Origin of the sequence: Oligoflexus sp., assembly GCF_035712445.1 — a bacterium.
In the GTDB taxonomy this organism is placed as follows: domain Bacteria; phylum Bdellovibrionota_B; class Oligoflexia; order Oligoflexales; family Oligoflexaceae; genus Oligoflexus.
Genome location: NZ_DASTAT010000108.1, coordinates 18,018 through 42,260 on the forward strand (window position 1 = coordinate 18,018; position 24,243 = coordinate 42,260).

Sequence of the window (24,243 nt, forward strand, 5' to 3'; positions counted from 1 at the left end):
GCAAAATATGAAGACGTGGGTTCGCCTTTTCGCAAGCGTCCTGATCATAGGCACCTCAGTCGCGCAAGCTGAGACCCCCGAGCTTTCCATCGAGCAAAGCTGGGTGGAAGGGATCGGTGGAAACTGCGCGGGGCTTCGCGCAAATCTCGTGCCGGCCGAAGCGGATTTCCGTGAGGGGCTTTGCCAATATCATAGCGATTCGCGCCCCAGTGCGGCGGATGAAGTCACGGCCCGTGTTGAACGCTGGCAGAGACTGCAGAATCAGGGACTCGATGCTCCACGGCAGGTCGTTGCGAGTTTGATGGAAGGCCTTGCTCACTGTCAAAGAGCACGTCTGGCCTTGCCTCAGATCAACCGCGACGTGAGTGAGCGCGCTGCTTTTTGCCAGGCCCGTGAAAACGGACTGGCGTCTCTGCGCTCGATTCGCTGGGAATATGCACGCGTGAATTATGCGGCGGATACTGGTCGCGATGTGACGCAACTTATTGAAGAGGTCGCCTCGTGCCAGGACGTGACCCAGGGTCCCTTGAACTCCCGCTTCAACTCCATCTGCGGTATCGTCGAAGGGGTCACCGCGGAACGTGAGCAGGCCGTCGTGGACGCTACTTACGCCGAGGTATCGAGAAAATATTTCGGAGGAACCTCCCCGATCACTCAGCTCCTGGTCGAAAAGAAGACCATGACCGAGAAAGTGGTCGAAGGCATGGAAGGCCGTGTACAAGCCGGTGAAGCCAAGGCTGCCGCTACTGCACAAGCCTATCAGCCTGCCCGGGCTTACTTTGACATCAATGTTGCTCCTGCTCTCGACAAAGTCGTTGAAGATTACAAGTGGTCCTATTCCACAGCTAAAGCCATCCTCGCGCGTTACGATGAATGGCAGAAGGGTCTGCTGACGGACAAGGATGACAAGGGCAACACAGTGGATCTCAGCAATGTTCTCGCCGGCGATGCACCGACTTCTCTGGCCAAGCTTCTCGACAGCCGCATCGACGATATGGGCCCCATTACTGGCTATGCAGGGACCATCAAGCTGGCTGGTGAGCGCATGCAGAAGCTCCAAGGGCTCAAAGCTCAGAATACCCAGCTCGCCAGGAAAATGTGTGCGATGTACTACTGCTACATCGCAGTCGGTCCGGAATCGGACAGCTTTTACAAGCGCGCTTGCAATACTCCGGCTCTTTTCTCGCAGCAGAAGAACCCTCTTTGCGAGAACACCAAGCAGAAGCTGGTGGTCGACGGAACGAGTCAGACAGCACGGGAATTCTGTGCAGCTTATGGATTCGATGTCGCGAAATACGGAACGGTCGGCCTGAGCTTCGATCAGGTCAGCAGCTGTGAAATCAAATGAGAAGGATGCATGATATGAAAAAAATTTTTGCTTTGAGCGCGATTCTGGTCGCGGGTTTTCTGAGTGCATGCCATTCGGAAGAAACGAGTCAGTTGAATGTGATTCAGGTAGGTGATGCCGGCGGCGTGGCTGAAATCCGGGTTGTGGGTTACGACACCTTGGATTCCAAGAAGCGCTATTTCGTGGCTGCTGGCCGCAATCTTCATGTGGTGACGGGTTGTCAGTCCCTGGGCGAGCTCGACGCGCTTTTGGATACCAAAACTGGCGCTGATCTTCCCAACAAGGATCTTTTGACCCTGATCTCTCCATTGGAAGATAACAGCCAGCTAATCTTGCGAAGCGAACTGTCGTGCCATGGTGAATTTCTGCCTAGGAACTATGATTCGAAGACCCCAGATGATCCCATTCTTTACATCGACGATAACCGTTATTTCCTTGGTACCGGTGAAGCCGGTGAATACTACAGCATCGACAGTACGGCCGCGGGCTGCGTCTATAACTTCGCCAATCAACTTTTTGGTTTTGAAAAGCGAACTCCTTATCTGGCTTTTGGTCGTCCCGAAGATGCGAACCAGGTACTTGATCTGAGCTGCGCCAGCGCTGATACCACCAAGTATCGCCTGTCCGTCTTCAAACCTAACCCTGCCCGTCCTCTGCCTTTTGGAGCTTTGGTATTCCTCGGCTATCAGGATGTCGATTCGAAGAGTACGAAGGTTGACACTATCCTCCGCTTTCATCGGGTCAATGGGCAGCTGATCAAATATGCGAGTCCTGAATACGATGCTTTGATCACCGAGCTGTCAACGCAATACAAAATCAAGCCGGAAGATATCAAGTCGGTGAATATTTCTGAGGTGAATCTTAGTGCAGACAAGGTTTTCTTCGATTACTGTCAGGGAACCTGTACAGCTTTTCAACCCAAGATCGAAACGCTCGTCGTTCGCCCCGCGCCCCGTCTTGCAGCGTTGCCTGCAGCACCTGTGGTCAATACACTGGCTGATGTTGAACTCGATGCCCAGCAGGCAGCAGAAGCGAAGCTGGACAAGTCGAACAGCTATCGTTTCGTGGGCTGTGATGACCTGATGAAGAAGATCGGCCTCGCGGGAAGCAGTCGGGAATGGTTCAGTACAGTTCGGGCCCAGCTGATGGGTCAGCGCAAGGTGAATGGCAGTGTCTTCGCTTGCCCCAAGGTGGCCCAGCAGGTTTCCTGTGAAAAGATCCTGGATCGTTCGCTGTACACCGTTGCTGATTTCAATAAGGTTCTGGAAGATAAGACCCGTTGTCCGAGCGGAACCACGCAACAGATTATTAAACTGGATTCCAACGTGGTCGTGGAAGGGGTGGATCCGATTCGTATCGGTTCCAACGTGGGATATTCCGATACCCGCTTTCAGCCTTTGGTTCCTTCGGACACTCGGGCTTTGACCTATCGTTTCCTTTGTACCAGCAAAGACAAGTGCATGCCGGCCTCACCTACCGACGTAAGGACGTTTACGATATCCGGCCGCAAGAACGTGCTGATACAGGGCGTGGAGCTGAAAGCAGCTATTAATAGCGGGAGCTTTCTGTCGGACAATGAAAGCAGCACGCTACGATTCAGCGGCATTGAAGTCAATGATGGGGCTGTCCTGACTCTTCTCAAGTCGTCTATCAAACGCAGTGAATACAAGAGCCGGAACCTTTGGAACATGGGCTCCAGGATCCTTACGACCCTGACCGATGAAAACGGTTTCCCCATTCAAAACGTGGAACGTTCGAAACTTTACTGTCTGGATTGCGGCATTGAAGTGGAAAACATTGCTGTCGACGCCACCGACAGTCAGGTCTTCATCCAAGGCCGTGAGAAAGAAGCTACTGTGCAAGGCACCAACGTAGCCCTGGCGCTGCGTGGTTCGGCGGAAGTGCTGACAGCCAAGACCAGGCTGCAGGGTGATAATCTTTCGCTCATGGGCGCGACAAGCCGGCAGTTCATCAAAGACAGCCAGCTCAAGATCACGGGCAATACACTTGTGAAACCTGTGGCCGCCTTTAAGTTTCTGAGCCGCAGTGTGACTCAGCCCTTCACTCTGGAGCTGCAGAACAACGCGATCTCGGGTTTGCCTGCTGAACAGGTGAGCAACTTCCAATTTGCAGACTTCTCCGGTTCCGATGGATCGGCTGTTCTGCAGATGGGTCCAGGCCAGTTCTCGCGCCTGAGCGAGGATCGGAAGCAGGACTTGCCCATTTCTGATGATGAGGTGGGATATTTCCTGCGCTGCTCGGGCAAGGGCAAACTGATTTTCAAATTCAAGAACTATTGTCTTTAAGGATCTGTGATGAGAGCGAAGCGATTCATTGGACTGTTTCTTCTTTGCAATGTGTGGACCTCGCTTTCAGCACAGGACAAGTCCGGTGCCCGCTCGGGTCTGGTGAAAATACCGGAAGCGGGCGGAACGGTCGGGACAGAGGGTGGCTCGTTCAGCGTCAGCAACAATAAAGGCGCCAGCCAGTATACTCTGCCACTGCCGGATCTTCCAACGCGTGCGGGCTTTGGCCCGTCCGTTCAGCTTATCTATGACCAATTCACAGGTGATCGTGGCCAGGGCTTTGGTATTGGCTGGTCTCTTTCCGTGCCCTCCATCGACGTGTCCCTGGAACTGGGCATTCCTTTGAAGGGGCAACTCGAAACGGGTGAATTCCGCAATTACCTCACAATGCAGGGCCAAAAGCTGGCCTTCATGCGCCGCGACGCCGATACGTTGATTTATAGGCTGGAAGCGTCGGAGGAGGAAGTACGGATCACCTGGCACAAGAATGCGTATAGCCTTCCCTATGCGAAGGGTGATGCTTCGATACCCTCAGGTTTTGAGGTTCTCTATTCGGATGGCCGACGTCAGCTCTTCAGTGGTGATGTCTCTGTGGCGGAAGGCAGTGCTGAGGTGATCACGCGCTATCCCCTGGTTGCGGAAGTCGCACCTTGGGGTGAGGTCATTCAGTATTCCTATCTTAAAGACGGTGGCCGGAGTTATCTGTCTGATATCACCTTCGCTGGTGGCGCGTCCCGTTATCATTTCGAGATGTTTGATGGCCTCGGTCACCTGACCTCCTATATGATGGGCTATCCGCAGCAAAGCCGTAAGCTTTACAGCAGGCTCGTGGCCAGCTTCGGCGATGCCGTCCAGGCCCAGTGGTGCTTCGCGTATGTCGGACGCAATAGTCTGGATCGCCTCGACTTTGCTGTGAAAGCGCATCCTGATTGCTCCGCCCAGGCGGCTCGTGATCTCTTTCCCGCGATTAACAACGATTCCTTGTCCGTGCTCGATGAGATGCGAGCCATCTATCGGTTCGGCAGCGACTCGAAGCTTCAGAGCAATACCGATCGTCTTCCTTCCATTACTTTTCAGTATTCATCCTGGACCGAGGACAGCCTTGCCAAACGGGATCTGGTCTATCCGATTCCGCAGCTGGTGAGCGAGACAGGGTTTTCTGTCGAGAATTATGAGCTGGCGGATGTGAACCATGATGGACTGGTGGATGCCCTTCGTCGCAATAGCAATGGCACCAGCGATGTGTTTTATGCGACAGGTGATCTGAAGCAGCCTTTTTCTGCCCCAAGTTTCTGGACAGTGAAACGCGGATCGGTACAGGTTTCGCCGGATCTTTCGTCACCTGGGTTTCACTTTGCTGATTTCAATGGTGACTCCTATGTGGACCTTCTGCAGATCAATGCCAGCGGAAGTGACAGCGCTATTTATTTGGGCGAAGTCGGCGGAACTTTCCAGTGGACCGGGCAGATGTTGCGTTTGAGTCAGGACAATGCCCTCGGTGTTTCCTCGTTCGAAAGAGGTCGCGCTCAGTTTCACGACATCAATGCTGATGGTCTGACTGATATTCTGACAACGGATTTTGACGCATCCGGTGCCACCGTTTGGAAAGTCTATCTGAATACGTCCACGAAAAATGGCAATCGCTGGAACTTCCGCTTTTTGCCCAAGACATTTCGCTTTCCCTTCAGCCGCACAACCATGAACCTCGCGGATCCCAATTTCCGTTTGGTCGACGCGAATGGTGACCAGCTTCCGGACGTTATCTATCTTAGCGCGTCCCCTGAGGCTGATAAGAGTGGACTTTGCCTGTATATTAATAACGGGCGCCTTTATGCCAACAAGGCTCAGGATCTGCTCTTCGGCACTCAAGAGGACGCCGATCCGCGCTGTGGAGAAGGCGGTCGTTTCCTGGGTTTGAAGGGACTGCGCGGGCAGCCTAATCTGTCCGGTCTCTGGCTCATCGATGTGAACGGCGATGGCATCATGGATGTTACAACTCTTGGGGAAGCAAGCACAGAACTCCTTGTCTGGCTGGGTTATGGTGATCAGACTCTGGCTGACGTGCCTTTGAATTTGCAGTTGAATCTGCCCTTGACCGTATCTGGCGGTGTGGATGCCTCGCGAAGCCGCGTGGCAGATATTGATGGGGATGGCCAGCTGGAAGTCCTTCTGTTCGAAGCTGGAGCCGACGCCAAATCCAAGGCCGTCATGATAGATTTCAACCGTCAGGCAGATCGTCAACTCATCAAATCGAACCTTATGACTACCGTCGCCTTCGAATCCGGCCTTCGGTATGATATCCGCTATGCGACTTCGACGACCGAGCGTCTGCGTGATCAGCGACTCGGATTGCCGGTCTCACCTCTGCATTTTCCGGTTGTATTGGCCAAGCAGCTAGTCATTTCGCAAGGCGTGCCGTCGTTAGCTCGGGAATCTGTGGAAGTTCAGGAATTTTTCTATCACAAACCCTTTTACGATGCTGATGCCAAAGAATTTCTTGGCTTCAGCGATCTGGAGATCCTGCGTTACGGCGATAATTACGCTGAAGAGTCTTCACTGATCCGAGAAAGCTATTATACTTTCGGCGAAGATCGGGCCGCGCGGAAGCTTGCCGGCAAGCTTAAGGAAAAGCTGGTATTCCGCGTCGGAGACGATGCGCAGTATAGGGAAAAGGCGGCGCGCAGCAATCGATTCGATCCCACCGATCCGGCCACTCATTCCTGGCTGGATGAATCACAGCGCCAGGGGCTTCCTGTTGGCAAGCAGCTGGTGAGTCGTGAGAGTTCCGTATGGGAGACTGTGCCCCAGAGTGGAAGCTGGCTGTTTTTAAGGCTTTTGGAGCAAAACTCCCAGCGCAATTCAGACGAGGAAGGGGAAGGCACGGCTTCACCTTATAAGAAGAAGGTCGTGTATGAGGACTTTGATTCCTACAATTTTCCCAAGATGATTCGTGAAAGCGTGAGCGCAGTCAAGGCGCCTTTTGATCAGACTCTGCCCGAAGTCGTGACGGAAACCGCCCTGGATTATGAAGACTCGCGGCGCAAGTTAAAGGATCTGGGTATTCTGTCTTTGCCTGACTATCAGTTGGTTCAGCGCGGGGGTGAAGTACTTTCATACCGGCGCTATGCCTATGACAATCGCGGGCTGACTGAGCAGGAGACCGATTATGTTCAGAGTCGCCTGACCCAGGATATACCCGCTTTTTCTGGTGAACGTTTGAAGGAATACGACCGAATTGTGAACTTTAGCTACGATGACTTCGGCAACCGAGCCAGCGTTCGCGATGGTCTGGGTCTCGTGGAGTCCGTGGATTACGATCCCCAGGGGATTTTTGCCATTCGCCGCACCCTTCCAAAAGCCAGCCCGAATGCGGACGACCTTGTCTGGAATTTTGACTATAAGAATGGTCGACTCGACTCTTTCACTAGTCCGCTCGGCTATAAAATGTCCATAGCCTACGATACCCTCGGCCGTCGTACTCAGTTTCTAGGGTCGGATGGCAGTGAACAGCGCTATGAATACAGACAAGGCCTGAAGGGGCAGCCGACCTTTATCAAAACACGTGTGCGGCGCTATGCAGATCAGGCGAAGCCAGACATTGGCGAAACCCCATGGATTGAACGACTCGAAGCCTATCGGGCAGACGGTCAGCGAATCGCGTCTGTGGAAGATGCCAGCGAAGGTTTCAAGAACGGCCGCAAAGGTATTCGTGTGAAAGAATATGCGGCCTATGATCGTAATAAGCGCAAAATCTTCACCTGGACGCCTTATACGATTTTCGATGGCAGTCCTTCGGTCACCAAGCTGTTTGCGAGCGGTGCAGCTATCCCCATACCGTCTGATCAGATTGGTCTGCGCACTCGTTATGATTATTTGGGGCGCGTGGCCCAGGAAAGTTACCCGTCGGGCATGGAAGTCCGTTATCAGTATGCACCTTGGGGTTTTCTGACGAAGCAAACCTACGATCGTCGTGGCAAGGCGGTGGAAACTGTCAATTATCAAATTCAGCATGGCCTTGGCCTCTATGCTTCCGTTGAACAGGATTCCAAAGGTGGTGAGACACAGGTTACACGTGTCGAGCGCGATGCCCTTGGCAATCTCACGAGGATAAGCCTGCCGGGGGACGTGGCGCGGACCCTGGTCTATGACAACCGTGGGCTTTTGGAGCAGCAAGTCATCCCGGGCCTTGGGCAAACCTTTTATCTTTACGATCAAAGGGGGCGGATGACGGCCACGGTGAAGGTCGACGAGTCCGGGAAGAGCACGAGGACCGTGGAAAACGTTTACGACAATCAGAATCGCCTGACTTCGCAGATCCAGGACGGCCAGTTAACAGTCAGTAACACCTATGATGTCTATCCAGATCAGGCCGTACCTCAGAGCCGCTACCACATAGCCGTTCCGCGTCCCTTGGGTTTGATCACCGGCAGCAAGCGCTTTGATCACGAGCATAAGCTTTTTGATCATGAGGAAAGACTGTCTTATGCAGCGAACGGATTGATGGTCGCCAAATCAGTATCTGTCGGAGGCCGTGCCTTTGCTGAAGAATATTCGCATCTGCTCGATGGCACTGTAAAAGCGGTTCGCAATCCGAGTGGGACAGAGGGTTTCTACACTCTGGATGAAGCCGGCCTTCTGAAGACCGTTAGAATCCGGCTTCCGGGTTCCAATGCCCTTGAGTCTGTCATTGATGGCATTGGCTACAATGGCAAAGGTCAGCTGGATGAAATACTTTATCGTCCTGTGAATGGAACGCATTCCATCACAGACCTGGAGTACGACCCGAAAACACTGCTGATGAAGTCCATTCGCTCACAATATAGTGCGAACGGACAGGCGATCGTCCTGCAGGATCTGGCTATTCAGATGGATGGTTATAACAATATCCTCGAGATCGACGATCGCAATACAGAAACAAGCTACGGGCACATCAACCGGTCGGCTCGCTTTGATTATGACTGGAAGAGCCAGCTGATCATGGCCGAACGCTATAAGAAAACCCTGCAGTATGCCTACGATGTCGCAGGGGTCATGACGCGAAATGATGAGCATGGGCCAGGCGAGATTCTGCCCCAGGCTGCTTCACCGCTGATCCCGCAGGGTCCGGGTATGCTTCACTATCAGTTTGATGGCTTCGGCCAGCTCATCAAGAGTCCCAAGGTCCTGAACGCGGAGTATAACGCTTTGGGCCAGCTCGTGGGAGTTGAAACGGCCAAATACCGTTCAGTCTTCGGTTACAATGCCCAGGGCGAGCGGATTTATAAGCAGGTTACGGATAAGGCACGCGGTGAGGTTCGCCTTTCGCTTTATCCCATGGAAAGCGTCGCGGTCGAACCTGCCGGAACTCAGTCCTATATTTTTGTCGGGAACTCGCGGCTCGTCCGGTTGGAAGAGAGCACGGGTGAATGGTACTATTATCTGAAGGACCATATCGGCTCGTCGGATATCGTTATGCATTCCAGTGGGAAGCCGGTGGAGCAGATGCTCTATCAGCCTTATGGCAGTGAAGAGGACCCTGATACCATGTCGAGCGCATGGCGTGAGCATACTCAGACGAATAAAGCCATTACGCCCAAGGAGAAGACCCATCACCGGTTTACGGGGCATTATTTGGACGATGATTCGGGGCTTTATTATATGAAGGCTCGATTCTACGATCCGTTGCTGGGACGATTTGTGCAACCTGATCCTTTGTTTTTGGATCAGCCTCAGCTTTGTCTGAAGAATGTTATTGAGTGTAATCTTTATTCGTATGCGCGGAATAATCCGCTGAAGTTCAGCGATCCGACGGGGCAGGATGCGGTATTCATTGCTTTCCCCGAATATAAAGTGAGTGTGGAGCAGCAAACAAAATGGGTTCCCAGCGCCCTGCGGAGTATCGTGGGCCTTGATAACAAGGGACGATTGAGCGGCCTTGGCCACGCTGGGGTTCTGCTGATTGAGCCTAAGACAGGCAAGACACGCTATTATGAGTACGGACGTTATAAAAGCAGCCAGGGGAATGTGAACGATACTTATCCTACGCCGAACGTGAGATTTGATAAGGATGGTAATCCAACTCCTGAATCGCTTAAAAATGTCCTGAGTGTGATATCAAAGAAGTCAGGCCAGCAGGGGCGTGTGGAAGGAGCCTACTTCAAGAATGATAATTTCAAAGCTATGAATGATTACGTTAAAAACAGGCAGGCGCAAGACAAGGACCCTAACCGCGAGCCCTATAGTCTGAACTCCAATAACTGTGGGACGTTTGCCCGTGATACCGTTGCAGCGGGCGGGGTGGACATGCCAACGCAGGTCGATCCTCGTCCGAATAGTTATATCAATGAAGCGCAAGGAGCCGCGGATGCGGCCGTATCCTATGATCCTAAGAAGAATGAAGTCACATACAAGAGGAACTGAAAAATGAAGCCATTTCTGAAAAAGAGTCTCATTGGCATCGTTGTTGGGATCTCGATTCTGGCTTTGGCTTTCTTGTTTTTGCTGAGACAATTCTCTAAGCCTTACGATCCCAAGGATATCGTTCCTCCAGAGCGCGCAGCTGGGATACCGGCTGACCATGAATGGATAGGTGGCCCTGACGGTGGCACTTGGATTCATTGCAAACCTGAGAAGGAATATAAGGAATTTCGCTGCTCCGTTTACGGGGAGTCAGGGGAACTTTACGCGAAAGGCCTCTATTTGCCCTCGCGTCCCGTCGTGCCGCCTTATGAGCTCATGCATGGTGGAATGGGGCGAATCATCCTGAAAGATCAGCAGCAGGGCTTGATGGTGGAAATCAAAGCTGAGGGCTGGATTGAATACGCTGACGGGACGTCGCTGTACAAGGATGGCGAGCCCGTTGACGGCCCTTAAACCTAAGGCTTGCAGTCCGTTTGAAACTCCACGTGATAATGCTCGTCGTGCCGGACCCAGACTTTATTGGGATAAAGCGGAAAGCTTAGCTTCTTCCACGCCGGCGCAGCGCGTAGCATACCCTGATACTCGGGCTCAAAAATCACATGCCGAATGCGCAGGCCCGCTTTTTGTGCGGCTTCGTCGAGAGCCTGAAGATGCAGAGCCACAGCATTGAAATCGATCGTCAGATCACCCAACCGCCCTTTGGCATCGAACTCCAAACCATAGCCCCATTTATTCATTACGCTGGATGGGAATTCCACAGCTTCGCCTTGGGGATTGCGAAGCGGAACCATGAAATCCACAGAAAGACCATTCTGGTGTGTCTTATGCGGGGCGAAATCCCCGCCCTTGGGCCATCCCGTTTCCCCGTAGACAAAGGTTTGGTCCGGAAGTTTCTTTTCCAGAAGGGCATAGGCAGCGACGACCACATCCCGCACCTTTTCATGGACATAGTTGCGTCGCAAAGTGACACCAACCAGGCTGTAGGCTTTAAAGTTTGGACCATCTGTCGGAAGAGCGACTGCCCCTTCAATTCGACCTTTCCTGGGCGTGCCAAAGCAAGTGCTGGCCTCAATGGACTGCGAAGTCACGCTTAAAGAGGCCAGCAGAAGCAGTTGGAATGAGCATATGTTAGGCATGATGCTGTCTCACGATAAAACATGGATCACCCGATCATACCCTGGAATGCCCTCCACCTGGCAAGTATTGAGGATTATCCCTCAGCGCCGATTCCAACAGCTCAAAGGATACTGCTGGCCGCGCCAGGTGGTTTTGCCAACTGCCGTGATATTCTGAGAGTTGAAGTCGAGATACCAGTTGTCGGGCTCCTGACCCATGTAGCGAATGCCGAGGCGATTGCTGTCCCAGCCGTAGTTGATGCCGAGGCGAACCCAGGGGCCGCCGTTGTCGCTGAACCAGCCGATGGTTTTGACGCCGGATGTGGTCGAGCAGATATCACCGCTGCAGGTGGTCTTGGAATCATCGACGACTTCCCAAACCATCCTGGCTGGACGTCCATCAATATTGCAATCCCACCAGCCGTGATACCACTGTTTGGCCACCAGACCGGCGAATGCCGAGGAGGATGCGGAGAGAGCGAGCACAGGGAGTAAAAGAAAACGTCCATAAGGGATTTTGATCATGGTGTGGTTCCTTAAGATTTGCATACCGACATCCTGAAAACGTTCCTTGGTCTCGCTTGCTGCATTAATTTTTTGGCGCGGGAGTACGGGCCTGACTATCATCACGTCCGGTGCCCTTGCACTATTCTTGAAAAATAAAGCGGTTCTGAATGAAGTTCGGAATGGAGAAGGATTGGGGAAAAGGCTGGTGAGAAGCATGCGCTTCTCAGCAGGTAAGGCCTTTGCGACTGGCAAAAGCCCTGGGGTTCACTTGCCGTTCAGTTTATCTAGACCGTCCTGAACGGATTGAATCGTGGATTCATCCGCACCGAATTGCTTGGCCAGATCAATCAGAGCGCTGGGATTCGACATCACAGTCATCAGAATCTGCTGCAGCACTTCAGGGGGAATGCCGAGTTCCTGGACTTTGGACATGGCTGCAAAAGGGTTGTCCTGGGCAGCTTTCGCCAGTTCCTGCAATTTATCGGGAGACACATTCAACTTTTGGATCAATGAGAGCAAGTCTTGCATGGGAAACTCTTTCCTGAATTAAAAAATACCGAATCGCTTGGGACGACTCAGTGATTTCAGATCCTGGGCCAAACGCCCTTTCGCCAAGGGTGGAGTGTAGATGACCTGCCATTTCCCTTCCGGGTTGATCACATAATACTGAGGATTATGGGCCATCGTATAGATGCCGACCTCTCCCTGGCCTTCCTTGGAAAATGTTGCATGAACCAGGCCAGCGAATTGTTTGATATCGTCCAGACTTCCTGTGACAGGACGAATGGCTGTGTGAAAGGCCTGCACGTAGTTTTTCAGAACTTCCGGAGTATCGCGCTCGGGATCCACAGTCACGAAGACGAATTGAATCCGATTCCGACTGTTGAGCGGCAGAGCGTTCAGTTCATCACGGAAGTTGGCCAGCGTCACAGGACAGACATCCGGACAATGAGTGAATCCGAATGACAGAACAGTCCATTTGCCAAGGACATCGGCTTTCCGAAAGGGCTGGCCATAGACATCGACCAGATTGAAGTCACCAATTGTCTGAGCCGGGATCAATTCCGTGCCGCCGATGGCAGGATCATTGCGCGAGCCGTTTTGAAAGAACAGGTAGAGAAAGAGGGCGATCAGGATACCCGCAAGTGCCAGCGTCCGATGGGGGATTTTTGGCATTCCAAACTCCGTCAAAAACCGTTAATGAGCGACCCAGAGGTCGTAGCATAGCGTCTGATAAAGACCAAGTTGATAATTGACGCCGAGCGGCATCCAGGCAAGTATAAGGGCCACGTAACACGCAAAAGGAGTCCCTTATATGCAAAGCCGCCAAATCAAAAGCCGTCTGATGCTGCCTGTCCTGCTCTTTTGTGGTCTCCAGACGGCCTGTGTCACGCGTGGCCGCGATTTTTCTTCCGACCTGAGCTGGGTGAAGAAAGGCCAAACGACTCAAACTGACGTAACCCGTCTCCTGGGCGAACCGACGGCCATTGGCAATACTGGCGGTATCCCCACCTGGACCTATGGATACTATGACTATCGCCTCTTCGGTGATAGTGATACGAAAGAACTCAAATTCTATTGGAACGGGGACAAGATCCAGGACTTTTCTTTCAACTCGAGTTTTCCGCAGGATCGTAAACGTCTGATGTTTGGCAAGTGACCCGAAAGCCCATCGAGGGAGGACGCCATGGAAGCCACTTCAGGTTCTCATTTCCGCATGATCGATGTCAGTCCCAAGGCGATCACGCACAGGCGTGCTTTGGCCGAAGGACGCATCTACTTGAGTCCGCTGGTATTCGAGAAAATCAGCCAAAAGACGCTGCCCAAAGGCGACGCTCTTGTGCTCGCTGAGGTGGCTGGAATCATGGCTGCGAAGAATACGGCCCTGCTGCTTCCGCTCTGCCATCCGCTGCCCATCGAAGCCGTTCAGGTGAAGTGTGAGCTGGAACCTGAATCTCAGGCTGTCCGGGTGCGCTGTGAAGTGACCACGTCGGCGAAAACCGGCGTGGAGATGGAAGCTCTGGTCGGTGTGCAGGCGGCGCTGCTGTGCATCTACGATTTAAGCAAAGGCACCGATCCCGTGCTGCAGATCGGTGATGTCGCGCTCCTGGAAAAAGAAGGCGGCAAGTCCGGTTTCTGGCAGCATCCGCAGCACGCGAAACGCGTGATGAAGGAGCGGGAGAAAAAGCCGGAGACGCAGCTGAATAATATTCGCGCCACCATCGTCACCATCAGTGACAGCTGCTATGAAGGCTCGGCGGATGATACGTCGGGCACCTGGCTGACGGAACGCTGTGAAGCCGCGGGCGCGATGATCAGCAAACAGTATCTTGTGCCCGATGAGGTCGATTCGATTCGTCAGGTGGTGATGGAGTCCGTGGAAACCCATCGCGCGGATCTGATCGTGACGACCGGCGGAACCGGCCTTTCGCCGCGTGATATCACGCCCGAAGCTTTGAAAGGCATTTGGGATCGTGAGGTGCCTGGCTTCGGCGAGCTTCTGCGCAGTTCCGGTGCGCGGCATACGCCCCTGGCTTTTTTAAGCCGCTCGGGTGCGGGCATGATTGGATCGAGTCTTGTCATCATGCTGCCAGGCAGCTTGAAAGCCGTGAAAGAAGGATTGGAGGCACTCCTGCCTCTTCTGCCGCATGCCTTTCATGTGACGCGCGGTGGACGCCACGACAACCAATCTTGACGAGGATACGCGCATGCTGAGCTATACCAAAGCCCGGGCGATGGTGGAAGAACGCGGTCATGAGCGACAGGCCTCACGGTTTGAAGATCGACGCGCTGTGCCGCTATTTTCAGCCCAGGGTTTGATCCTGGCTGAAGACATCGTGAGCCCCGAGGCCGTGCCCTCCTTTGATAATTCCGCTATGGATGGCTACGCGGTAAGAGCCGCGGCGACCCATCATGCGAGCCCGGAAATTCCCGTAGAATTCGATGTGCTCGGAACAGTCGCGGCCGGTGATCAACCAGGAGCCTTCGATGGCGATGGCGTCGTCGAAATCATGACGGGCGCGCCCGTGCCCGCGGGTGTGTTCGATGCTGTCATTCGTGTGGAAGATACCGCGAAAATTCCCGAGGATAGTAAGGTCCTCATCAAACGCCCCGTTCACGCCGGCGATAATATCCGGCGGCGCGGTTCGGATTTTGAATGGAATCAAAAGCTGGCGGGTCCGGGCCAGGTGGTGACGCCGGAACTCATGATGAGTGCTGCGAGCCTTGGCCTCGATACGCTTCCCGTTCAGGATCCGGTGCGTATCGCGCTCCTGATCACCGGCCGTGAACTGAGTCGGTTTTCGGACAAGGATCTGGCGCCTGGTATGATTCGTGATGCCTCGGGCCCTTATCTGCAGGCGGCTTTGAATCGGCCTGATTTTGATCTGGTCGCGCATAAGATGCTGATTGATGATGCTGCGCTTTTCCAGGCGGAGGCTCTGAAGATTCTGGAGCTGCAGCCGGATATCATCATCAGCACAGGTGCGGTGTCGATGGGCAAATACGATTTCATCAAAGACAGCCTGATGGAGCTGGGCGCTGAGCTGCATTTCCATAAGGTGGCCATGCGTCCCGGCAAGCCTTTGCTCTTCGCTGAGTGGCGCAATGGACCGGTGTGGTTTGGTCTGCCTGGCAATCCGGTTTCGACCGTTGTGGGCTGGCGTTTTTTCATCGACCCCTATGTGCGCGCTCTCAGGGGCCAGGGCCCGGAAAAGCCCATGCCGGCGCGTCTTGTGAAGCCCTATAAAAAACCAGAGGGATTGACCTGCTTTTTGAAGGCAAGGTCTGAACTTGTGGAAGGGACTTTTCGGGTCGAGATCCTGGAAGGCCAAGGGTCATATATGCTGAGCCCGCTTTTGAAAGCCAACTGTTGGGTGGCGCTTGAAAGCGAAGCTGAGTTTTTGGAGCAGGATGCTCTGGTTTCTGTTTATCCTTTATCGGCTTTAAGTTGAGGACTATCCCATGCTGGAAATCAATATCCGACTGTTCGGAGCCTTTCGTGATTTCGCTCAGAATCCGCTGGTGTCGTTTGAATGCGCCCCCGGCACGAGCATAGCGGAACTGCGCCTGCAGATGGAGTCACGGCTTGAGAATATGCGGCCCGGTGCCGGTGTCTCGGGTCTTTTGAAGCAATCGGTCTTTGCTGATGAGCGTCAGGTCCTGGGCGAGGAGTTTCGTTTGGAGCGGAGTCAGGAACTGGCGATTATTCCGCCCGTGTGCGGGGGCTGATCACGCGCGGCGTTCCAGAATCGCGCGGATGCGGTCCATGACCTTGGCCGCTTCCATGACCAGAAGTATAAGGTCACGGGCTTTCACTGGTTTTTCAAGGTAATCGAAGGCTCCCATGGACAGCTGCTGCTCGCGGGCTGTCTCGTCCGGTTTTCCAGTCAGGAAAATCACCGGAACATAGATGGAGCGCTGGCGAATGATGCGGAAGAATTCGACGCCGCTCATCTCGGGCATGTGATCATCGAGGATGATGACGTCCACCGAATTATGAAAGAGCGCTTCCAGCGCTTCCCGGCCGTTGGAGGCCGTCAGCACTTTGAATTTGGTGAAGCGCTGCAAAGCAGTCTTGGTGATTTCAACAATATCGTCATTATCATCAACCACAAGAATGGTTCCTGTGATGTCCTTGTTTTCTGCAAGGATCTGATCGAGGGTCTTGTTTTCCTTCCGTGCGCCCATGGCTGCACCTCCAAACCATGCTTCGGTAGGAATTCCGAAGAATTGAGACCTCACACAAGAGTCCGAATTCCTAGGACGACAGATTTGGCACGAATCCCTTGTGTTAGCGTTTTATTTAGGAATTTCCGAGAGTTGCTAGTGGGTAAAACTATCCCATCATCGGCTTTTTTGCGCCATTCCGGTATAATGGAAAGGAAAAGTAAGATTTTCCGTTCGGACACAGGTGGGTACATGAACCGTTCAAGGCGCTTGTCCTTTATTCTCGGATCGTTTGCGACGCTGCTTGTGGGCAGTTGTGAATGCCAGCGTGCGGAGTCTCAGGCTCGCGCTTATGCTGCGCGCACAGGACCCGCGATCTATGCCACGGACCTTGTGGAGCTCGAGGATATCCGTGATTTCTATAAGCGGGTTTTTGGTTTGGATAGCTACACCACGGCCTGGAGCGAGCTGGATAAGTTCCGCAGCGGGACGGTGGCGACCACGCGGATTCCTTATCAGGATACCTGGTATCCCGAGCGCACCGGCGGTACCAATGTTCCCGCGGGAACGAACAGTGCGCTCGCCAAATATGATGCCGCCTTCAACGGTGGGCAGAATAAGGCGGTGCAATGGGAGCGCGACAATCATAATCGACCAACTCCCAACTGGTATGGGCATTGTAACGGCACCGGGGTCACGGTCACCCGCTTTCAGAATCCGGTCCGCAATGTAACGCGTCCCCGGGGATGTACAGCGGGGACAACGGGCTGCGTGGAGTTTACGCCGGCTGATATTCGCGCTTTGCTTTCTGAGATGAATATGAATGCGAAGGCGAAATTCATTTCCGGCAATCGTTGCCGCGCGACCTTTGATCAGATCAGGGCACGTCCTGTGCAGCGGGCCAATCCCCAGGTGATGGATGAGTGTGATGATGTGAACCCGGGAAGCTTTCATGCGGCTCTGGTGAATTTCATCGGCCGGCAGAAGCAGCCTTTGGTCTTCGATGAGCATCAGGATGAAGAGGTCTGGAACTATCCGATCTATTCCTATGATTACACGGCCGAAGGGCCTTTGACAGCCGATCAGGCGATCGCGGCCTTGCGAAATTCGATACGCGATCCCAATAATACCGCTGTTTCCGCTTTTCCGCCGATGGATAGCTGGATTTTCAATCCGCGCGCAGTTTCCTTTATGCGGGTCAATCTGAATCTTGCATATCGCGAGGCCACCTTTGATAATGCGGGGGCTGGTACCAAACCTGCGCCGCGTATTGCGAGCTATGAGTATCTCCTGGAGCTGGATGCGAACAACAATGTGATTGGTGGCGAATGGATGGGGCCGTCCCGCACCTATCATCCCGACTTTGTGTGGATGCCCTTTGAGCCGTCGGAACCGACCGGAGATGATTCACGGGGGAATGCTTTCCTGAGTAATACGGAAGTTGTGAAAATTTGGGCGGATTCGGTTGGGTTTAATCCGGATGACCCTTTCCATGATAAGCCGAAGAATGCTTATGATGTGCGCTTCTTCCCGCCGAGTGACCTTGTCTGGGGGGCGGTGCGTGGCTATTATAGATTGCTGCTGGATGGGCGGACCACGGGAACTGCGTTTTTAGGGAAGAAAACCCATCTGCGTGTGGAGACTCAGGATATTTTGAAAGGCGATTCCACGGTTGAAGTTTCTTTGAACGGGCAGCCCCTGCCAGCCGGGAGTTTTCAGGATGGGAAGATGGATATACTCTTCGATGCACCGCCTGGGATCAATCTTTTGACTTTGAGGTGGACCTCGGGTCGGGTGGATACGAGTGAGTTGAATTGGGATTTCCGGTTCTATGCTATGTGATATGTGCTGGTGATGGGATGAGAAAGCCTGCGGTGTGAATCGCAGGCTTTTTGTTTGGTGGTTGGCTTTGGGGGATTTATGCGACTCTATGCGATGGCACGGCCTGAGCGTGGAGCGAGGGTCTGTGCGAATCCTGATTTTTGATGACGACGTTCCATTTACGGCAGGGAAATGATCATAGGCGTGTGCTCGCTTTCGCATTGCGGAAACTGTGATTAATGAATAGGATCGGGAGGCTATTTCCATAGGAGCCTATCATGATCCGAACAATCTTAATGGTTCTGCTCGCGCTGTTTATGATCGGCGGTGGAATCAATCATTTCCTGACCCCCGAATTTTATATGCGCATGATGCCGCCTTACATTCCTGCGCCGGAGTTCATGGTCGCTTTGAGTGGTGTCATTGAAGTGGCTCTGGGGGTCGGACTATTGATCCCCAAAACGCGGGTGTTGGCGGCCTGGGGAATTGTGGCTCTTTTGATTGCGGTGTTTCCTGCGAATATCCATATGTATGTGAATCGGGACCAGTGGCCTGAAGTCCCAGGTTTTGTCACTTTGATTCGCCTGCCGTTTCAGTTTATTTTTATAGCCTGGGCTTGGATGTTCACGCGTAAAGGGCAGCGAGCATGATGCGGATAGTTTATGGTTTGGGTCTGATGGCCGGGCTTTTGTCGTGCAAAACGACCCATCCTTCGCAGCTGCAGCACGATGAGGGGCGGTTTTTGAATCACCCGAGTGGCTGGCAGTGGCTGGCCGTGGATCGGGCGGAGTTTTTGGCGATGAATGCCTATCGCCTGAATTTTTTGGGCAAGGTGCCGGTTGGGGCCGAGGACCCCAGGCAGAAGAGGGCGGAAAGACTGCTGCAGGAACTCGTGACAGGCGTGATGCAGAATCATCCTGAATTGGCTGCTGTACCGCCTCTGAATGTGATCCTGCTGGCCGAGCGGGAAGGACCGCCTGATGGGAGTTTGAACGCAGCGGCCTGGGATGGGGAGCGTTGCTATGCTATTCCGCTGACGCAGATGGATGCGCCGGCGGACGCGGGAACAGGGGATCTGCGTTTAAACCCGGCAGCTGGAATGATAGAGCAGCAGTGGAGCGCTTGTGATCAAGCGGTTCCGGTGCCGTCCACGCAATTGGACTCGCTGCGCGATTGGCTTCAGTTTCATGTGCCTGGCTGCAAGCTGGATGTGAAGGGGAATGGCCTTCAAACTCAAGGCTGCAATCTTTCGCTGGCTCAGGGTCAATCCCTTTCTTTGCCGCAGATGGTGAACTGGATCAGCGTTGATATCGGACTTCTGGCTCAATTTACTGATGCCGAGGTCAAAGGGGTGCTGGCGCACGAGATATCGCATTATTACCTGGCTCACAGCGTGCAGCCGCCGCGCCTCTATAATTATTTTTTCAAAAGCGACCAGAAACGCTTGCAAAAGCCTCTGCCGGATCCAGGATCGCAGGATATTGCGCAGCGATTGCGTGCAGCAACCAAAGCTCTGCGGCCCGATCGGCCGGTGACAGGGGCGCGTTATCATCCCCTGGTTTTGGCGATCGCGGGGGAATCGTATCTCGGTTTGAATTTTGGTAGCAAAGGATACTGCCGCGGACGCTGGTTTAAAGATCTTGCGTGCACCAAAGAGTGCGATGCTCTGCAGGCTTTGGGTGAAGATCGTGGGTATTTTGATCTTTTGGATGCGATTCAAAATTTTGAAGGGATTTATGCCCCGGCTTCCTATCTGAGCGCAGAAAAAGTCGCGAACAGTTGCCTTGCGTCTTTGAAATTCAAGAGCCTGGAAGCTCAGCAGGGTTTTTTGAAGGCTTTGAACGGACAGCAGAGTGTGTTGGAACTGCCGATTGATGCAAAACTGCATCCGAACCTTGATGCCTATTTCCAGGATCTTGCGCCGCGTTGGTCGAACCTTATTGAAAAGCATAATGAGTCCCCGTCGCAGCTGATTCAAAGTGAGGCTATAGATCAGGATCTTGGCTTCTACACGCGTGAAGTGGAAGCCGATGAGCTGGGACTTGAGATCTATCGCCGCATTGGAGAAGACCCCCAGGTCATGATCGAAGCCTTTATCAAGGTGGCGGAGGATGATGAGGCCGCCGGAGTCTGGCCTGCCTGGGGCGAGGTCGGCGGTCAGCAGTGCCGCCGTCTTCTGAAAGAGCAGTGGCCGCAAAGGCCGCCCATTGCTCGTTTTACGGACGATCATTTGTCACCGTGCTACCGCGCATTCAATATTGCGGCTGAGTTGAAACGTCACCCTGTACTGAAGCCCTGATCTGGCTGAGGGGCACTTGCATCACCCCCTGATATCTGTTATCTCCGCAAACCCGGGTTCAAAAAACCGGGTTCACTAAGGAAAGGATGACAGATATGAAATTTTTATTCGCAGGGATTCTGATAACCAGTCTCGCTCCTGTGGCGCTTCATGCTGGTGCTGTAGAGGATGCGAAGAGCATTTGCTCGATCGTGGATCGCTACACTCAGGGCAGCTATCATTACTTTGAATGCCTGGATCGCGCGGAATTAATAAATACGAAACTGAATGTGACCGACACGATTGATTATGTGTGCTCGGTGGTCGATACCTTTTATAACCTGGATGCTGAAGACAAGATCCGGTGTTACAAGGATGCCCAGGCTTTGTTGAATCCTGAGCCTTTGGCCTGCTATCCTGAGCAGGATGTTCTGAGCAGCAAGTTTGAAAGTCCCGAAGGTTTTGATCCGGATCTGGTTGCCGGTTTCCGCGCTCTGGCGATTGAATCGGATAAGGAATACAGCGCAAAAGTTTACGGCAATAACGGTCTGGTTTCGGATCTGCAAAAAGCCGAAGAGGGATGTTTCAGCGAGGCTTATGCGGTTTCTCTGGATGGTCCCAACCCGTTTAAAGACGCTTTGAAAGAGTGCGTGTTCACGGATATCAATGCCTATTCGGGACCTGCTGTAACAGCGGATGATCAGGAAGAGCTGGCGGCATCTTTTGTGAAGAAATACTGGGAGCTTTACCGCTTCCGGAAGATCGTGAATGCAAGCCTGCAGAATGATCCGATCACGGCCTTCAACACCCGTTGTGTCGTGGAGGTTCGCAGTCGTTCAGCCGGACTGCAAAACCAGAGACTTTACCTGGCAGGTTATACCATCGACTGATCAGGATACCTTGGGGAGGCGCTCATCCCAGCTGCTTTCCGGCCAGCTGAGGCGCATTTCAGTGCCAGGGCCATCGGGATTATCGGCAAGGCTGCAGTGGCCATCGAGCTTCTGACAGTTCTGCCGAATCGCGGAGAGGCCAAGCCCACGGCCGCTTAAGGTACTCACCATCTGGGTGGTGGAAATTCCGTCTTCGAAAAGCAGGGCCGCGAGCCGCTCGGGATCATCAGTGGAAAGCCCACGTTCGCGCGCCATTTTTTTAATGTGGTCCCAATTCAATCCCGATCCGTTATCGCGAAGACTGAGATGGAAGGCCCCTGCGTTTTCATAGGCCTCGATTTGCAGTCGCGCTTCATGCTTTTGACTGCGGATAAATCCATGATCGAAGCTATTGGTGATGGCATGGACCAGGATCTCTCGCAGCATTTTTAAACGCTTTTCCGTCCACGCCTGATACCGATCGACGACCTGAATCTCCTTCAGCGTAATCCCATGCTGCGCAAGAGTGGGGCGCAGGCCACCCAGGATTTCACTGCTGAGGGCCAGAAGATCCTGACCGGCTTCGGGCTGAATCTGAGGGCCGATTTCCTGGGCCACGGCAAAGTAATTCTGAAGAGTTTCTTCCAAGGGATTAAGAGCATCCCGGATCAAGGGGGCTTCGCTCTCGATGACGGATGTTTCAAGCTGATGGATGGCATCACTGAGTTTTTGCAGGCCCAATGTGCGCGCTATACCCTTTTGAGTATGAAGCCAGACTTTGTCTTTCAGAATATCACGGTTCTGGAGACGGGCCTGAATATCCTTCAGAAGGTTCAGAGCCCTTTGCATTGAAACCCGACGTAGCTCGCCAATCAATTCATGGAAGGCGCTGTTTTTCTTGCGTTCCACCCGCACTTCCTCTTCCAGCTCCAGATGCCGCGAGATATCGACGATGGTCAGAATCAAATCCTCGACCTTCTGATGCCTAATGGTCGGTTGCCAGGCCAGCGACAGAACCTTCGTCCCGACCTTGATCTGCTGGGGCAGGTGCACTCCGTTGAATTCCCAGTTGTCGGCATGTTCACCGAGTATGGTGTTGAGGCACTCTTCGATCACCCGGATCTGATCGGTGGGAAGCTGCGCATGACCGAGGAGGATAGGCAGAATCTCCTGACCGACGAGGCTGTCGTCGCGGCCCAAAAAGGTGCTGGTGGCGCGGGAATAATAGGGCAGAATCTTGCGGCCCTTGCCGATGCGCACAATCCCTTCGTTGATGGTGTCGAGAATCTCCTGGAGGACCTTTTGTTTTTCCAGGGCCTCGTGGCGTTTGCGAATGTAAAGCAGGGCCAGAACCAAAAGACCGAGGATCAGGATGGACAGTAGAATCAAAAGACGCTGAATACGCTCGACGCGTTCCAGTTCCAGGGTTTTGGCCTGGTTGATGAGTTCGAGCTGATTTTTCTGTTCTTCGATACGCTTCAGATCGAACTGAGCGGCCATCTTCTGGCTGATGTCGGCGTTTTGCTCTTCATGATACTGGTTGGTGAGTTCCACCAGCTTACGCAGAGCCCGCAGTTCTTCAGATGGTTGCGCCCGGTGGCGGGCGAGGTCTGCCTGGAGCTCATACCAGGTGCGCTTATTGCTGAGTGACGCCTGGCCCGGGAAATCACGGATCTTTTCGCAGGTTTCCCATGCCTTGTCGTAGTCCTTCAGCTTGATGTAGGTCTGGCAAACATTGAACATGAGTTCGGAATAGTAGAGTTTGTTATCGCCATTCCCTTGCCAGAATTCTGCGGATCGACGGAAATAATGGAGGGCCTCGCGGTAGTTCTGGAGCTTGAAATACGCTCCCCCTAGGCTGTCGGAAACGTACTTGGAATAAGGCATATCAGGCGTGTCGGGGAATTTTTCGATCAGCTGCAGACCCAGGCGAATGGCTTCCTCGGGTTTGATCAAGGCGTATAGGCCGGTCAAGGAGTTATTGTAGTTAAAGGCCAGGAAAGTTTTGTCATGGGTTTCAAAGTAAGCGATGGCTTCCTTGATCAGGGCTATTCCTTCATCGTGACGTTTATAGAAGTCAGAGGCGAAGAAGGAACCAACGGCAGCTCTGGTATTGTAGTAAGCGAGGCCACGCGGAAGTTGCTGATAGATTTCCTGAAGGCGCTTGACGTTCTCCACCACGGCGCGATAATCGGCTTCGCGGTTGGCGAAGTAGGTGAAAAGTTCAAGGGCGTAGGCTTCCATCGCAAGGTTTTTGTGGGCGACTGCGGTTGCAATGGCCTTCATATGTGAGGCCCGTGCGTCCTGGGACTTCCCCTGAAATTCCATGGCGACACCTGCCAGGGAATAAAGTCGAATCCGCTCGACCGGGCGATCGACTCTATCGATCACGGCCTGGCCCCGCTGCACCCATTCCCAGACTGTTTCGGATTTGCCGTAAAGACCAGCGGATTCCGCGATGACAACGCTTAGTCCTACGATATCTTCGGGAACCATGGATGCGCCCTGGGCTTTCCATAATGCAGTGCCTTCACGAACAACGGCCGCAGGGTTGATGAAGGTGCGTTCGTCAAAGTCGGCGATTTTATCGGCAAAGGGAGTGGGCTGGCCCTTGGCCTGCAGCAGCATGGGCCCGGCCCATAGCCAGGTGATCCAGATCCAGCGATAGATAAACGCAGATTCGTGCAAAGCGTTCGCTCCCCAAAAGGACTCTTTCTTTTCGGTATGAAACGTACAGGTATGATTGGAAACGGAGGGGGGGTGCGGAAGGAGAGGGGAAAAAGCAGGATTTTCGCGTTTTTTTAAGGCGGTCCCCTGCCGGGGATGACGGCACGCAGGAAGAGGTCCCCTGCCGGGGATGACGACACGGGGATGACGACACGGGGATGACGGCACGGTCCCCTGCCCGGGATGACGAGAGTCGCATGCCGGC

General features: G+C 53.5%; 18 protein-coding genes. 12 read left to right on the forward strand and 6 right to left on the reverse strand.

All coding sequences use genetic code 11. The features are described 5' to 3' along the window. Nucleotides 1-7: 7 nt before the first annotated feature. From VFO10_RS23455 to VFO10_RS23470, 4 genes are read left to right on the forward strand one after another with little or no spacing between them, the layout of a single operon-like run. Nucleotides 8-1,348 (forward strand): hypothetical protein, encoded by a 1,341-nt coding sequence (locus tag VFO10_RS23455; RefSeq protein WP_325144424.1) that lies wholly within the window; start codon nt 8-10, stop codon nt 1,346-1,348. Between the two features lie 14 nt (nt 1,349-1,362). After that, a complete protein-coding gene (locus VFO10_RS23460) occupies nt 1,363-3,654 on the forward strand; it encodes a hypothetical protein (RefSeq protein WP_325144425.1) in 2,292 nt (763 codons plus the stop codon). Nucleotides 3,655-3,663: 9 nt separating this feature from the next. Next, nucleotides 3,664-10,053, forward strand: coding sequence for an RHS repeat-associated core domain-containing protein (locus VFO10_RS23465; RefSeq protein ID WP_325144426.1), 6,390 nt, complete (start codon nt 3,664-3,666; stop codon nt 10,051-10,053). Nucleotides 10,054-10,056: 3 nt separating this feature from the next. Next, nucleotides 10,057-10,506 (forward strand): hypothetical protein, encoded by a 450-nt coding sequence (locus VFO10_RS23470; RefSeq protein WP_325144427.1) that lies wholly within the window; start codon nt 10,057-10,059, stop codon nt 10,504-10,506. A 2-nt stretch (nt 10,507-10,508) separates the two neighbouring features. Here VFO10_RS23470 and VFO10_RS23475 read toward each other — a convergent pair whose 3' ends face one another. The 4 genes from VFO10_RS23475 to VFO10_RS23490 form a co-directional block, all read right to left on the reverse strand. Further along, nucleotides 10,509-11,189, reverse strand: coding sequence for a penicillin-insensitive murein endopeptidase (locus VFO10_RS23475; protein ID WP_325144428.1), 681 nt, complete (start codon nt 11,187-11,189; stop codon nt 10,509-10,511). Between the two features lie 81 nt (nt 11,190-11,270). Continuing rightward, on the reverse strand, nt 11,271-11,717 hold the full coding sequence (locus tag VFO10_RS23480) for a DUF6006 family protein (RefSeq protein ID WP_325144429.1): 447 nt from the start codon (nt 11,715-11,717) through the stop codon (nt 11,271-11,273). Between the two features lie 222 nt (nt 11,718-11,939). After that, entirely contained in the window at nt 11,940-12,203 is a 264-nt protein-coding gene (locus VFO10_RS23485; RefSeq protein ID WP_325144430.1) for a DUF2999 family protein, read from the reverse strand. Between the two features lie 18 nt (nt 12,204-12,221). After that, nucleotides 12,222-12,851: an SCO family protein gene (locus VFO10_RS23490; protein ID WP_325144431.1), complete on the reverse strand. Its 630-nt coding sequence runs from the start codon at nt 12,849-12,851 to the stop codon at nt 12,222-12,224. 139 nt (nt 12,852-12,990) lie between these two features. Here VFO10_RS23490 and bamE point away from each other — a divergent pair, with 139 nt between their 5' ends. The 4 genes from bamE to VFO10_RS23510 are packed head-to-tail and all read left to right on the forward strand — an operon-like array spanning nt 12,991 to nt 15,905. Continuing rightward, the gene (bamE, locus tag VFO10_RS23495) at nt 12,991-13,335 is read left to right on the forward strand and encodes an outer membrane protein assembly factor BamE domain-containing protein (protein WP_325144432.1); all 345 of its coding nucleotides are present in this window, start codon (nt 12,991-12,993) and stop codon (nt 13,333-13,335) included. Between the two features lie 27 nt (nt 13,336-13,362). Further along, the gene (gene moaCB, locus VFO10_RS23500) at nt 13,363-14,370 is read left to right on the forward strand and encodes a bifunctional molybdenum cofactor biosynthesis protein MoaC/MoaB (RefSeq protein WP_325144433.1); all 1,008 of its coding nucleotides are present in this window, start codon (nt 13,363-13,365) and stop codon (nt 14,368-14,370) included. Between the two features lie 13 nt (nt 14,371-14,383). Next, a complete protein-coding gene (glp, locus tag VFO10_RS23505; RefSeq protein WP_325144434.1) occupies nt 14,384-15,628 on the forward strand; it encodes a gephyrin-like molybdotransferase Glp in 1,245 nt (414 codons plus the stop codon). Nucleotides 15,629-15,638: 10 nt separating this feature from the next. Beyond that, on the forward strand, nt 15,639-15,905 hold the full coding sequence (locus VFO10_RS23510) for a MoaD/ThiS family protein (RefSeq protein WP_325144435.1): 267 nt from the start codon (nt 15,639-15,641) through the stop codon (nt 15,903-15,905). On the opposite strand, the gene VFO10_RS23515 is transcribed toward VFO10_RS23510, so the two are convergent. Further along, complete coding sequence (locus VFO10_RS23515; protein WP_325144436.1) at nt 15,906-16,364, reverse strand: response regulator; 459 nt, start codon at nt 16,362-16,364, stop codon at nt 15,906-15,908. Nucleotides 16,365-16,595: 231 nt separating this feature from the next. On the opposite strand from VFO10_RS23515, the gene VFO10_RS23520 reads away from it, so the two are divergent. The 4 genes from VFO10_RS23520 (at nt 16,596) to VFO10_RS23535 (ending at nt 21,332) form a co-directional block, all read left to right on the forward strand. Next, nucleotides 16,596-18,185: a hypothetical protein gene (locus tag VFO10_RS23520; protein ID WP_325144437.1), complete on the forward strand. Its 1,590-nt coding sequence runs from the start codon at nt 16,596-16,598 to the stop codon at nt 18,183-18,185. A gap of 257 nt (nt 18,186-18,442) precedes the next feature. Beyond that, a complete protein-coding gene (locus VFO10_RS23525) occupies nt 18,443-18,814 on the forward strand; it encodes a DoxX family protein (RefSeq protein ID WP_325144438.1) in 372 nt (123 codons plus the stop codon). Beyond that, nucleotides 18,811-20,463, forward strand: a complete 1,653-nt coding sequence (locus VFO10_RS23530) for a M48 family metalloprotease (protein WP_325144439.1) — start codon at nt 18,811-18,813, stop codon at nt 20,461-20,463. The genes VFO10_RS23525 and VFO10_RS23530 overlap by 4 nt, the downstream gene beginning before the upstream one ends. Before the next feature lie 95 nt (nt 20,464-20,558). Then, a complete protein-coding gene (locus tag VFO10_RS23535; RefSeq protein WP_325144440.1) occupies nt 20,559-21,332 on the forward strand; it encodes a hypothetical protein in 774 nt (257 codons plus the stop codon). Here VFO10_RS23535 and VFO10_RS23540 read toward each other — a convergent pair whose 3' ends face one another. Continuing rightward, nucleotides 21,333-23,999 carry an ATP-binding protein gene (locus VFO10_RS23540; RefSeq protein WP_325144441.1) on the reverse strand — a complete coding sequence of 889 codons (2,667 nt, stop codon included), beginning with the start codon at nt 23,997-23,999 and terminating at the stop codon, nt 21,333-21,335. It lies immediately after the preceding gene. Nucleotides 24,000-24,243: the final 244 nt, after the last annotated feature.

Excerpts from the sequence above, each read along its gene's own strand:
- VFO10_RS23455 (WP_325144424.1), top strand. The coding sequence starts at position 8 with ATGAAGACGTGGGTTCGCCTTTTCGCAAGCGTCCTGATCATAGGCACC.
- VFO10_RS23460 (WP_325144425.1), top strand. The coding sequence starts at position 1,363 with ATGAAAAAAATTTTTGCTTTGAGCGCGATTCTGGTCGCGGGTTTTCTG.
- VFO10_RS23465 (WP_325144426.1), top strand. The coding sequence starts at position 3,664 with ATGAGAGCGAAGCGATTCATTGGACTGTTTCTTCTTTGCAATGTGTGG.
- VFO10_RS23470 (WP_325144427.1), top strand. The coding sequence starts at position 10,057 with ATGAAGCCATTTCTGAAAAAGAGTCTCATTGGCATCGTTGTTGGGATC.
- VFO10_RS23475 (WP_325144428.1), bottom strand. The coding sequence starts at position 11,189 with ATGCCTAACATATGCTCATTCCAACTGCTTCTGCTGGCCTCTTTAAGC.
- VFO10_RS23480 (WP_325144429.1), bottom strand. The coding sequence starts at position 11,717 with ATGCAAATCTTAAGGAACCACACCATGATCAAAATCCCTTATGGACGT.
- VFO10_RS23485 (WP_325144430.1), bottom strand. The coding sequence starts at position 12,203 with ATGCAAGACTTGCTCTCATTGATCCAAAAGTTGAATGTGTCTCCCGAT.
- VFO10_RS23490 (WP_325144431.1), bottom strand. The coding sequence starts at position 12,851 with ATGCCAAAAATCCCCCATCGGACGCTGGCACTTGCGGGTATCCTGATC.
- bamE (WP_325144432.1), top strand. The coding sequence starts at position 12,991 with ATGCAAAGCCGCCAAATCAAAAGCCGTCTGATGCTGCCTGTCCTGCTC.
- moaCB (WP_325144433.1), top strand. The coding sequence starts at position 13,363 with ATGGAAGCCACTTCAGGTTCTCATTTCCGCATGATCGATGTCAGTCCC.
- glp (WP_325144434.1), top strand. The coding sequence starts at position 14,384 with ATGCTGAGCTATACCAAAGCCCGGGCGATGGTGGAAGAACGCGGTCAT.
- VFO10_RS23510 (WP_325144435.1), top strand. The coding sequence starts at position 15,639 with ATGCTGGAAATCAATATCCGACTGTTCGGAGCCTTTCGTGATTTCGCT.
- VFO10_RS23515 (WP_325144436.1), bottom strand. The coding sequence starts at position 16,364 with ATGGGCGCACGGAAGGAAAACAAGACCCTCGATCAGATCCTTGCAGAA.
- VFO10_RS23520 (WP_325144437.1), top strand. The coding sequence starts at position 16,596 with ATGAACCGTTCAAGGCGCTTGTCCTTTATTCTCGGATCGTTTGCGACG.
- VFO10_RS23525 (WP_325144438.1), top strand. The coding sequence starts at position 18,443 with ATGATCCGAACAATCTTAATGGTTCTGCTCGCGCTGTTTATGATCGGC.
- VFO10_RS23530 (WP_325144439.1), top strand. The coding sequence starts at position 18,811 with ATGATGCGGATAGTTTATGGTTTGGGTCTGATGGCCGGGCTTTTGTCG.
- VFO10_RS23535 (WP_325144440.1), top strand. The coding sequence starts at position 20,559 with ATGAAATTTTTATTCGCAGGGATTCTGATAACCAGTCTCGCTCCTGTG.